The following is a 12,478-nucleotide window of genomic DNA, read 5'->3' on the forward strand; positions in this document are numbered from 1 at the left end:
GTTCGGAGGTGTTCACACATGTTGTGACCGACGCAAATCCTGTGGGAGCGGGCTTGCCCGCGATTGGGCGTTAGACCATCTTCACGCCTGGCGTGAGGGTGGCTGGCAACACCAGGCTCGGGGTTTCCAGCGAGGCCACCGGGTACGCGCAATAATCCGCGGCGTAGTAGGCGCTGGCGCGATGGTTGCCCGAGGCGCCGACACCGCCGAATGGCGCGCTGCTCGCCGCACCGGTCAGTTGCTTGTTCCAGTTAACGATACCAGCCCGGCTTTCCAGCCAGAACTGCTGATAGCGCGCTTCGGAATCCGACAGCAAACCAGCCGCCAAGCCATAGTCGGTGTCGTTGGCTTCAGCGATCGCCGCTTCAAAATCAGCGTAGCGGATCACTTGCAGCAGCGGACCGAACAGCTCTTCGTCCGGGCGATCGGCAACCGCCGTTACGTCCAGAATGCCCGGGGTCAGCAAGGCTGCCTGAGCCTGGGGCTGAGTCATTTCCAACAGCGCCACGGCGCCATTGGCCAGCAGATGTTCTTGCGCATCCATCAGGGCTTTCGCAGCGCCAAGGGAAATCACCGAGCCCATGAATGGCGCCGGTTGCTGATCGAACGCACCGACTTCAATCGTCGAGCTGACTGCCACCAGACGCGCCAGCAGCGTATCGCCCCACGCGCCTTGCGGCACCAGCAAGCGGCGGGCGCAGGTGCATCGCTGACCGGCAGAAATGAAGGCCGACTGAATGATGGTGTAAACAGCGGCATCGAGGTCCGCGACCTGATCCACCACCAGCGGGTTGTTACCGCCCATTTCCAGCGCGAGGATCTTGTCCGGACGACCGGCAAACTGCTGGTGCAGGTGATTGCCGGTGCGGCTGGAACCGGTGAAGAACAGACCGTCGATGCCCGGGTTCGCCGCCAGGGCGATACCGGTTTCGCGGGCGCCTTGCAGCAGGTTCAGCACGCCGGCCGGAAGACCGGCTTCGATCCAGCATTTGACCGTCAGCTCGGCCACTTTCGGGGTCAGCTCACTCGGCTTGAACAGCACACTGTTACCGGCCAGCAGCGCCGGCACGATGTGACCGTTCGGCAAGTGACCGGGGAAGTTGTAAGGACCAAACACCGCCACCACGCCGTGCGGTTTGTGGCGCAATACCGCAGTGGCGTCGCCCAACGGGCCGCTCTTCTCGCCGGTACGTTCGCGATAGCTCTGCACCGAGATGGCAATTTTGTTGACCATGCTGGTGACTTCAGTCGCCGCTTCCCACAGGGGTTTACCGGTTTCTTCACCGATGGTGCGAGCCAGCTCGTCAGCGTGATTCTTCAACGCTGCGGCAAAGGCTTCCAGCACGCTGATGCGCTCTTCCAGGGTACGACGGGCCCAACCCGGGAACGCTTGACGCGCAGCCTGCACAGCCGATTCGACCTGACCGGCCGTGGCGCCTTCGCCGGCCCACAGCACTTGCTGGGTCACCGGGTTTACCGATTGAAAGCTTTCACCCTGACCGGCCAGCCATTCACCGGCGATGTATAGCGAATTCATTATTTCGACTCCCGAGCAGCAGACAACGGAACGGCGCGCACTTGATCGCCGGCGTTGAGTTGAAGACGTTTGGCGGTCAGCGGATCGACCACCAGCGTGCCGGCGGCGAAGCGTGCTGGTGCGGCAGTGATCCGGCAATCTTCGCGCTTGCGGTTATGAATCAGGAACGGCGTGGCATCGTCACCCGGGGTGCCGATGGCCAGCACCAGCGCCTGGCTGTCGCGCACCGCGCGGATCTTGGTGGTTTCGCATTCCACCGCAGGGCCGGCATCAAAGATATCGACGTAGCCTTGATAGCTGAAACCTTCGCTCTTGAGCATCGACAGCGCCGGCTCGGTGTCCGGGTGAACCTGGCCGATTACGTTACGCGCATCCGGCGACAGGAAGCAGGTGTACAGCGGGAATTTCGGCATCAGTTCGGCGATGAACGCCTTGTTGCCCACGCCGGTGAGGTAATCGGCCTGGCTGAATTCCATCTTGAAGAAGTGCCGACCTAGGCTTTCCCAGAACGGCGAACGCCCGGCCTCATCAGACACACCGCGCATTTCGGCGATGATCTTGTTGCCGAATAGCTGCGGGAACTCGGCGATGAACAGCATCCGCGCCTTGGCCAACATGCGGCCGTTGAGGCCACTGCGGAAATCGGCGTGCAGGAACAACGAGCACAACTCGGAATTGCCAGTCAGGTCGTTGGCCAGGAACAGCGTCGGAATTTCACGGTAGATGTTCAGCTCTTGGGAGGCGCTGACCGTCAGGCCGACCCGGAAGTTGTACCAGGGCTCACGCAGGCCGACGGCGCCGGCAATGGCGGAAATGCCCACCACGCGGCCATTATCGTCTTCGAGTACGAACAGGTAGTCCGCATCGCCCCGCCCGGCTTCGCCGCGAAAGGTCTTCTCGGCCCAGCCGACCCGATGGGCCAGACGTTCTTCGTTGGCCGGCAAGGTGGTCAGGCCGGTGCCGGTGCTGCGGGCCAGGTCGATCAGAGCGGGTAAATCGCTGCTGCGTACGGGACGAACAATCATGCTATCTCCTCAAACGGGCCGCTTGAGCCACCCGTGAAACTCGCTGCTTTACTTAGCATTCATTCTTTATAGGCATCGCAGCAGGCGTTAAACCGCCACCAGGCGCACGCTGGCACCTTCACCGACGCCCAGGGCTTCGGCCGCTTCAAGATCCAGGGTGACGGGTTTGCCCGGCGCGTAATCGAGCTCAAGCAAAACGGCGCGGTAATCCTGCAACTGAGCATTGGCCACCAGATATTGACGACCCGCGCCTTTGACCGGCTCGCCGATTTTCACCGGCACGACACGGCTCTGGGCGATCGAACGGATCCCCGAGACACGGGCATGCAGCGTCGGGCCACCGTCGAATATGTCGATGTAGTGATCGGTCTCGAAGCCTTCGCGCATCAGAATGTCGAAAGTGATCTGCGCCCGTGGGTGCACCTGGCCCATCGCCTCTTGAGCGGAATCCGGCAGCAACGGCACGTAGATCGGGTAATGCGGCATCAGCTCGGCCAGGAACGTGCGGCTTTTCAGGCCACACAGACGCTCGGCTTCGGCGTAGTTGAGGTCGAAGAAGTTGCGACCGATGGCATCCCAGAACGGCGAGTCGCCATTTTCGTCGCTGTAACCGACGATCTCGGTCACAACCGAATCGGCAAAGCGCTCTGGATGACTGGCCACGAACAACAGGCGACCACGGGAGTTGAGCTCAGCCCAAGGCGAACCCACCAACTCCGGCTTCACGTAGAAACTGGTCAGCAAACTGTTGCCAGTCAGGTCGTGGCACTGGGAGAGCACGTGGATCTTGTTGTGAATCTTCAGCTCACGGGAGGCGTGCACGAACGTTTCGTTACGAAAGCTGTAGAACGGCTCGGAATAACCGGCCGAGGCAACGATGGCCGAACAGCCGACCAGCTTGCCGGTGGCCGTGTCTTCGAGGACGAAGAAATAGCTCTCTTCGCCGTTGAAGCTGACTTCAGCAGCGAACGAAGCTTCGCTTGCGGCAATCTTGTCGCTCAGGCGTTCAACGTCATCCGGCAGGGAAGTGACACCAATCGGGCTGTCCGCAGCCAGACGCTGTACCTCGCCCAGATCAGCCATTTGCGCGGGGCGCATCACCAGCATGGTGTCACTCCTTTTCTCGAAAAACTCTATGAGGAAAATAACCGGGAAGTCATTGCAGACACAGAGATCAGTGTGGGAGCGGGCTTGCTCGCGAAAGCGGTGCATCAGTCAACATCGTTGCTGTCTGACCCACCGCTTTCGCGAGCAAGCCCGCTCCCACATTTGATCCGGCCCGGTACAAAAATTCGGTACGACGCCTGAACAGTCAGGCGTCGAAAGGTCTATCAGGCTTGCGTCAGCTTCGCCGCGGCACGCTCGAAACGGTCCAGGCCGGCATCGATATCGGCGTCTTCAACCACCAGGCTTGGGGCGAAACGAATCACGTCCGGACCGGCTTGCAGAATCATCAGGCCTTCACGCTCGGCGGCGTTGAAGATGTCTTTGGCCTTGCCTTTCCAGGCATCGCTCAGCACGCAACCGAGCAGCAAACCCAGACCGCGGACTTCAGTGAACAGGCCATACTTCTCGCCGATCTGCTCAAGACGGGTCTTGAACTTGTCGTGCTTGGCATTGACGCCATTCAGCACTTCGGGCGTGTTGATCACATCGATCACCGCTTCAGCGACCGCGCACGCCAGCGGGTTGCCGCCATACGTGGTGCCGTGGGTGCCGACGACCAGGTGTTTGGCCAGGTCTTCAGTGGTCAGCATCGCCGCGATCGGGAAACCGCCGCCCAGGCTCTTGGCGCTGGTCAGGATGTCCGGGGTCACGCCGTAATGCTGGTAGGCGAACAGCTTGCCGCTGCGGCCCATACCGGTCTGGACTTCGTCGAACACCAGCAGCGCGTTATGCGCATCGCACAGCTCACGGGCGCCTTGCAGGTAAGACAGCTCGGCGGGCAGTACGCCGCCTTCGCCCTGGATCGGCTCCAGAACCACCGCGCAGGTCTTGTCGGAAACAGCGGCTTTGAGCGCGGCCAGATCGTTGTAAGGCACGTGGGTGATGCCGGTGATCTTCGGACCGAAGCCATCGGAGTACTTCGACTGGCCACCGACGTTCACGGTGAACAGGGTACGGCCGTGGAAGCTGTTGAGCGCGGCAACGATTTCGTACTTCTCGGTACCGAAACGGTCATGGGCCACGCGACGGGCCAGTTTGAAAGCGGCCTCGTTGGCTTCGGCGCCAGAGTTGCAGAAGAACACGCGCTCGGCAAACGTGGCGTCGACCAGCTTATGGGCCAGGCGCAAGGCCGGCTCATTGGTGAACACGTTGGACACGTGCCACAGCTTGTTCGCTTGCTCGGTCAATGCAGCGACCAGCGCCGGATGCGCATGGCCCAATACGTTAACGGCAATCCCGCCGGCGAAGTCGATCAGCTCGCGGCCAGACTGGTCCCAAACACGGGAACCGGCACCACGCACAGGAATGAAAGCGGCTGGCGCATAGTTGGGAACCATTACCTGGTCGAAATCGGCGCGTTCTACCGCAGCGTGCTCAACGGACATCGGAGTCTCCTGAAAAGGAACACTCGCCTGAAACTGGCGAGCGATGAGGGGATTGTAAGGACAGTTTTCAGCCCGGCCTTGCCGCCAAGCGACAACTTCTTATAGCGCAAACACAGGTTTTGCCCGGGTTTACGGCAATGCGACAAATACCGTCGCAAAGGCGCAGTTTAAACTGCCTGCGGGGGTTTGCGGCAGGTTGCGAGGATCTTACTCATCCGGATTTTATGGTGGCGGTATATATGTACCGCACGTCGCTGGCGCTCGTGGTGTTTTCTGAAGCCTTCTTAACGCCAACGGCAACCTTCATGAACCTTACCAACGAAAATCCGGATGCTATCTATCTCGATCCGGTGCCACCCTTTAACAGGGACACCCATTACCAGCCTCTGATGAGCGTCATTCCCCGCTGGCTGACACAGGCGACTGCGCAAAAGCGCGAAGCCTTGAGCAAGGCAAAGCCTCGCCTGCCGGCCGGCCTCATTAACGCCTCCCGCAGCCAGCACGCCGAATTACGCACACTCAATGCCTTGCACTGGCAAGCACAGAATCGCGTCGATCAGTCCCTGGCCAAGCTGAAAAATGCCAGCGACTTTGCCGAACCGTTACTGATTGCAGCGCTGAAAAAGCGCTTCGGCCTGGAGCTGGACGTCCATCAAACTTTTTTGCGTCTTTATATTCCCGACCATATCCCATGGCTGCGGCTGAAGTCGGGCGCGGCACGCATCTGGACGGTGTCGTTGCTGGACGCCGCGCTGCACAACTTCGAAAGCAGCGAGACTGAAGGCGACGCCTTTGAGGCCGCTTCGACCTACATCAGTGCGCCTTCCCCTGCTGGGCAGTTCAATGAGCTGCCGCACATCCGGCTAAAAATGCCCATCGCGGCATTCACTCAACTGTGCCGGGAACTGAATATTGGCGAACGCTACAAAACCTACCTCGAAGAAAACCTGGGTATCAGCAACCCGGTGGTCGCGGCGACCTTGCAAGCCAGAATCCGCGACAGCCAGAAAACGGCCCTCAACACCGCTCTGCAAATGGCTTACATGCAAAACCGGCTTGGTGGCGATGTCCATCGCCTGATCCTTGGTTTACTCGACGGCCTGCAGCATTTACGCCTGCACGGGCAGGCGTGGGGCTGTCATGAACTGACCATCATGAACGCGCGCCTGACTGGCATCGTGGTGTTTTCCCCGGACCTGGAACGTGCGCGTGAAGCGGCCCGAGTGGTGGCCTATATCCCCGACGATCCTGAACACCCGATCAAGGAATATCCCTCCAGCGGCGCCTTCGCCCAGGAGCTGACCCAGCGCTTGCGCAATCATGACTATCAACAGTTCTTCAGTCGCTTTATCGACCATGAGGATCGCGGGCACTTCTTCGCTCAGTTGAACAACCGTCTCACCCCCATCACCTGGCAACCGGTTCAACCTGGCGATCCGCGCCCCACCTGGAGAGAAAATCCCGCCCAGCGCGTAAATCTGCAAATGGCTGCAACGGCGATCAAAGCGGATCTGTGGGCTCATCTCTACCAGCGCAAGCTCGACAAGATTCTCAACGATGCACGTGTTGTCGCGGTGTCGACGGCAATGGTCGACCAGAAAGCGCGCTGGGCGCTATGGGACTCGTTCAGTGAAATCGCCTCGGCCCTGATCAACATCGTCGCGTTCGTGGCGCTGCCGTTCGTGCCATTTCTAGGCGAGCTGATGCTGGCCTACATGGCCTACCAGTTACTCGACGAAACCTTCGAAGGCATTATCGACTGGGCAGAAGGCCTGTCCCTTGAAGCCTTCGAGCACTTCATGGGCGTGGTTGAGTCGGCCGTGCAACTGGGCACATTTGCCGCGGGCGGTGTTATTGCAGCGGGCGAGTTCCGTGCGGTTCTGCCCCGGGAAGTCGTGCAGTTCATCGACCGTTTCAATCCGGTAAAAACGCCCACTGGCGACACCCGCTACTGGAAGCCCGACCTGACCCCCTACGAACAACCCATCGCGCTCCCTGACGACGTTAAACCCGATGAACTTGGGCTGCACCCTTACGCGGGTAAAACCTTGCTGACGCTGGAAAACAAACACTACAACGTGTCCCTGGATTCAGTGAGCGGCGAGTATCGCATCGAACACCCGACTCGCCCCCAAGCCTACAAACCGGCGCTCAAGCACAACGGCAATGGCACGTGGCAGACCGAGGTCGACCAGCCTCTGAGCTGGGACCAGGCCACTGTGTTGCGCCGTATCGGCCCCGACATGCAACGGTTTTCACCGTCCATGCGCGAGCGCATGGTCAGCATCAGCCACTGCCATGAGAACGCCCTGCGCAAGATGCATGTGGAGGCCGGACAACTGCCGCCATTGCTGGCCGACACGCTCGAACGCTTCAAGATCGATCAAGACATCCAGACCTTTATCGATCTGATCGGCAGCGTGCAGCCGATTGACTACCTGAAGGCCGACCCCATCACACAACTGGAACTGCTCTGTGACTACAACTACTGGCCGGCTGACAAAGGATTGCGCCTGGTCGACGCAAAAGCGCGAACCCTTTGGGAACGCAATACCGATCACCAAGCCGTGGTGCAGATCAATCAAACGCAACTGAGCAACGGCGACCTGATCAGAACGCTGTTCCTCAAGCTTGGGGAAAGCGAAACCAGAACACTGATGGGTGAAAGTTTCGGCACGCCGGCTCCAAGCCTCGACACCCGCGCCCGCACCTTACGCGCAACACTGGAAGCGCTCGCTGAGAGCAAACGAGAAATCCTCTTCGACAATCGATACCGCAGGCTCGAACGCGCCACCTTCCCGCGGGTGCAAAAATTCATCGATGCCGAACCCGGCTTGCCAACCAGAATGGCGCAAGCGCTGCTGCAAACGGCCAGCGATCAAGAGCTGCAACAACTTGGGCGCGGCAGCTTGTCCAAACGCCTGGTACTGCTCACCCGTGAAGCCCAATTGCAAGTCAGGGTGACCAGGGCTTATGAAGGCCTGGAGATCCGCTCAACCGCCAACAACCCCGATACCGATCGACTGGCCCTGCACACCTTGAAGCAACTGCCTGGCTGGTCAGGGCAACTGCGTCTGGAGATTCGCGAATACGCCCATGGCGGACGCTTGCTCGACAGCGTCGGCAATACCGATGCGCCGATCCGCAAAGTGGTCGTTCTAAATGCAGATGGCCGTTATCAGGCCTTTGACGATAGCGGCCTTGAGCTCAGCGGCGCGAGCACGTTTTATCTGGAACTATTGCAGGCGCTACCGGACAGCGAGCGCTCGGCAATCGGCATCCACATTGGCGAAGGTGAAAAACTCAAACAGCTGATTCGCACCCATGCCTTGAATCGCGATGAACTGGGTTCGGTACTGGCGCAACATCCGGTGTTGAAACCCACCTACGACCCGACTGTCATGCGTTTGCTCGGTGGCGCGGAGGGCTACCATCGGGCGCCGTTCGGTACGCCAACCCTGCAGGCCCGCGCCCACCAGCTGTTTCCCCAGCTATCGCGCGAAGCACTGCAAGCCTTTGTCGAACGCTTGCAACGGCATCCGACCGGCCCACGGGCAGAGCTGACCCGGCTCATGGCCGAACATGCGCGACTCAGCGATGCCCTGCGCCTCTGGCGTGACAAAGTCCCGCTGTTCATGCCGGACACCGAGATCAGAATCACCCCTGAACAATTCAGCATCCAGCAGCGAAATCGCCGAGACCTGACACTAGAACTACTCGACTGCTGGCGACAACAAGCCTCATTGCCCGACGGCGAGGATCATAGTGTCGACTTCCGCTTCTCCCAACCGATACTGGGCGAGCTGCCAGTCCTCAGCGCGGGCTTCGACCACGTGACAAACCTGTCGCTGGACGGCCATATCGCCACACGAGGCGTGCATGAATTCATACGCGGGTTTTCCGGCTTGCGTCGCCTGGCCTTGCGTGGTTTGCGCCTCAATCGCGTGCCGGAGGCGGTTGAGCAATGGCCGAACCTCAACGAACTGATTCTGAGCGACTGCGCTATCACCCTGACGCAACAAAGCCATGCGACCCTGTCGGCGCTGGATAAACTGGTGATTCTGGACTTGTACAAAAACCCCCTGGGAATGCCCCCCAACGTCGAAAACTTGCCGCACCTGAACTACATCGACGTCTCGGACACCGGCATTTCCAACTTCCCCTCCGGTTTATTGACTCGCCCACACCTTCGAACCGCTCTACTCAACGACAACCGCATCCAGGAGCTGCCCGACGCGCTCTTCAATCTTCCCAACGCTACCCGGGAAGGCTTCGATCTAGGCGCAAATCCGCTTTCAGTCGCTGCCCGCGAACGCATAAAAATCCATTTCCGCCGCACGCGTCAGGACTTCGCAGTGTTTGCCGAACAGGCTGATGTCGATCGGGTGCAAGCGCTGTACCCAGGCATGGATCAGGAGGAAGCCAGTGAATTGATTTATTTGCTGCCCGGCACGCTGGCCGACGGTAAAGTGGCGATCACCCGCCTGGAAACCGAATTCAGCACCCTCAGCAACGACCTCTCAGCCTGGACAGCAGATGTACCGGCGGTGCACCCGGTAAGCGGCGCACCGTTCACCGCCCAGGAGCTGCTGGAAGAACATTCGATCCGCGATGAGTTCAAACGGATCGTAGAACGTTGCTGGCGCCGGCAAACCGGGCTGGACGACTTCAATCAGCACCTTCAGCCCACCTACCAGCTGACCCTGCCCACCATCATTACCGGCGACCTGCCGACAATGCGTGCAGACTTCAATCACGTTTCGTTGCTGTATCTGCACAGTAATGAAGGACTGACCACAGGGGCCGGGCGTTTTCTGGAGAGCTTCCCCCGCCTCAAAGGGCTGACCATCCGCAACTACCGACTCGAGAGCCTCCCCGAGCCAATTGTCAAAATGGGCGATCTGACCGCACTGTCGATGACCGATTGCCAACTCACCCTGACGGCGCAAAGTACGCTGGAACTGGCACAGATGGAGCGCCTGGACTACCTGGACCTGAGCGATAACCCGCTGGGCGCCACACCCGATGTGAGCCAGATGCCCCGCCTCACGACCCTGCTGCTGAACAACACTGGCATCACCGAATTGCCGCCAGGCCTGTTACAACTCAAATCCCTGGAAAGCGCGGACCTAAGCGCAAATGCGATCACCCATATACCCGCCGAAATTCTGGAATTGCCGCTGGACGTCGGCGAAAGCATCAATCTGAGAGGCAACCCGCTGTCTGAAGAAAGCGTGCAGCGGCTGATCAGTTATTTCCAGCAGACAGGCGTCGACTTCGGCGTCGATGGGGTCATTGATCACGCGGAAATGGAGGTGTCATCGTCCGAAGGCTCTGACGTCGATGAGTGATCGACGCCAGACTTAACGTCGGGGTCAACCGCGTTCGGACGGCACCGACGACAACTCGAACGGGCTACTGCTGCGCCGCTGGTTGCGATCTTCCCGCGGCGTGGCGCCGAAGAAGTTGCGGTAGGCACTGGAGAAGTGCGGCCCCGAAGAGAAGCCACACGACAGGCCGATCTGGATGATCGACTTGCTGGTTTGCATCAACATCTGCCGGGCCTTGTTCAGGCGCAATTCCAGGTAGTACTGGCTCGGCACACGGTTGAGGTATTGCTTGAAGATCCTCTCCAGCTGCCGACGGGATACGCACACGTGCTGGGCGATTTCGTCGGTGGTCAGTGGTTCTTCGATGTTGGCTTCCATCAGCAACACCGCTTGGGTGAGCTTCGGATGACTGGAACCCAAGCGGTTCTGCAACGGAATGCGCTGGCGCTCGCCACCTTCACGGATGCGTTCGACCACCAGTTCTTCCGACACCGCACCGGCCAGTTCGGCGCCGTGATCGCGGGCCAGCACCGCCAGCAACAGGTCAAGCACCGACAGGCCGCCGCATGCGGTCAGGCGATCACGATCCCAGTCAAACAGGTGACTGGTGGCAATCACCTTCGGGAAACGCTCGGCGAAATCGTCTTGCCAACGCCAATGCACGGCCGCGCGATAACCGTCGAGCAAACCCAACTGCGCCAACGGGTAAACACCGGCCGACAATCCGCCGATTACACACCCGGCGCGCACCAGTTGTTTCAGCCCACTGCTGAGCGCCGGCGCAAGCGAGGTCGGCGGCTCGTCGGCGAGCAGGAACAGCTTCTGGAAGTTTTCGAGCTTGCCGGCCCAGGGTTCGCCCGGCAATTGCCAAGCGCCTTCGGTCGATGGTTCGGCCTGCAAAAACGACAGTTCGTAAACGACGTCCGGGTGCACACGCTGGGCAACACGCAAGGCCTCCTCAGCCAGCGCAAGCGTCAGAGCTTTTGTGCTGGGCCAAATCAGGAAACCAATTCGATGGGCAGTCATGGCGGGCAATCCGAAGCAAAGAACAGAATGAAGGCATGGGCCAAGGCTAGCCTGTAAATGAACACAAATCTTGAAACCGGCAAAGATCAAAGGTGGGAACTGGCTTGCCGCCCCCACCCCGTAGGAGCTGTCGAGTGAAACGAGGCTGCGATCTTTTGATCCTGGCTTTTCTAAAAGATCAAAAGATCGCAGCCTCGTTTCACTCGACAGCTCCTACGTGCACAACGGCAGTCCTGATTATTTCAAGCTGCCGGACAAAAATTGCTGCAAACGCTCGGACTGCGGATTGACCAGCACTTCACGCGGGTTGCCGCTTTCTTCGACAACGCCTTTGTGCAGGAACACCAACTGGTTCGACACTTCACGGGCAAAGCCCATTTCGTGCGTCACCACCACCATGGTCCGGCCTTCCTGTGCCAGGGCCTGCATGACTTTCAGCACGTCACCGACCAACTCAGGGTCGAGGGCGGAAGTCGGTTCGTCGAACAACATCACCTCAGGCTCCATCGCCAGCGCACGGGCAATCGCCACACGCTGCTGCTCGCCGCCGGACATGTGGCCCGGGTAAGCATCTTTGCGATGAGCAACACCGACCTTGTTCAGGTAGTGCTCGGCCTTCTCACGGGCTTCGGTCTTGGACATGCCGAGCACGTGAACCGGCGCTTCCATGATGTTTTCCATCGCGGTCATGTGCGACCACAGGTTGAAATGCTGGAACACCATCGACAGGCGCGAACGCATGCGTTGCAGCTGTTTCGGGTCGGCGGCTTTCAGCGCGCCGTCCTTGTTGGCGACCAGTTTCAGCTCTTCGTTGTTGAGCAGAATCTTGCCGGCGTGCGGTTGCTCGAGCAGGTTGATGCAGCGCAGGAAAGTACTTTTGCCGGAGCCACTGGAGCCGATGATGCTAATCACATCGCCAGCCGCCGCTTTCAGGGACACGCCCTTGAGCACTTCGTGACTGCCATAGCGTTTATGCAGGTCTTGGACTTCAAGTTTGTACATGCGGTC

7 protein-coding genes are annotated in these 12,478 nt (G+C 59.7%); 1 reads left to right on the forward strand and 6 read right to left on the reverse strand.

Going from position 1 to position 12,478, the window contains the following annotated elements:
* Positions 1-70: 70 nt before the first annotated feature.
* The 4 genes from astD to ABH909_RS25125 form a co-directional block, all read right to left on the reverse strand.
* Positions 71-1,540, reverse strand: coding sequence for a succinylglutamate-semialdehyde dehydrogenase (gene astD, locus ABH909_RS25110; protein ID WP_429440101.1), 1,470 nt, complete (start codon positions 1,538-1,540; stop codon positions 71-73).
* Positions 1,537-2,562 (reverse strand): arginine N-succinyltransferase, encoded by a 1,026-nt coding sequence (astA, locus tag ABH909_RS25115; RefSeq protein ID WP_123495822.1) that lies wholly within the window; start codon positions 2,560-2,562, stop codon positions 1,537-1,539. The genes astD and astA overlap by 4 nt, the downstream gene beginning before the upstream one ends.
* A gap of 87 nt (positions 2,563-2,649) precedes the next feature.
* Complete coding sequence (gene aruF, locus ABH909_RS25120; RefSeq protein WP_095634598.1) at positions 2,650-3,669, reverse strand: arginine/ornithine succinyltransferase subunit alpha; 1,020 nt, start codon at positions 3,667-3,669, stop codon at positions 2,650-2,652.
* Between the two features lie 224 nt (positions 3,670-3,893).
* Complete coding sequence (locus ABH909_RS25125) at positions 3,894-5,114, reverse strand: aspartate aminotransferase family protein (protein WP_007904683.1); 1,221 nt, start codon at positions 5,112-5,114, stop codon at positions 3,894-3,896.
* Between the two features lie 305 nt (positions 5,115-5,419).
* On the opposite strand from ABH909_RS25125, the gene ABH909_RS25130 reads away from it, so the two are divergent.
* Positions 5,420-10,465 (forward strand): dermonecrotic toxin domain-containing protein, encoded by a 5,046-nt coding sequence (locus tag ABH909_RS25130; RefSeq protein WP_429438257.1) that lies wholly within the window; start codon positions 5,420-5,422, stop codon positions 10,463-10,465.
* A gap of 24 nt (positions 10,466-10,489) precedes the next feature.
* Here the strand turns inward: ABH909_RS25130 and ABH909_RS25135 are convergent, their stop codons facing one another.
* Together ABH909_RS25135 and ABH909_RS25140 are read right to left on the reverse strand one after the other, a co-directional pair.
* The gene (locus ABH909_RS25135) at positions 10,490-11,470 is read right to left on the reverse strand and encodes a GlxA family transcriptional regulator (protein WP_095634595.1); all 981 of its coding nucleotides are present in this window, start codon (positions 11,468-11,470) and stop codon (positions 10,490-10,492) included.
* Positions 11,471-11,707: 237 nt separating this feature from the next.
* Positions 11,708-12,472: an ABC transporter ATP-binding protein gene (locus ABH909_RS25140; protein WP_007904680.1), complete on the reverse strand. Its 765-nt coding sequence runs from the start codon at positions 12,470-12,472 to the stop codon at positions 11,708-11,710.
* Positions 12,473-12,478 lie beyond the last annotated feature (6 nt).

The sequence above is a fragment of the Pseudomonas sp. BS3782 TE3695 genome, from assembly GCF_050435305.1.
Taxonomy (GTDB): domain Bacteria; phylum Pseudomonadota; class Gammaproteobacteria; order Pseudomonadales; family Pseudomonadaceae; genus Aquipseudomonas.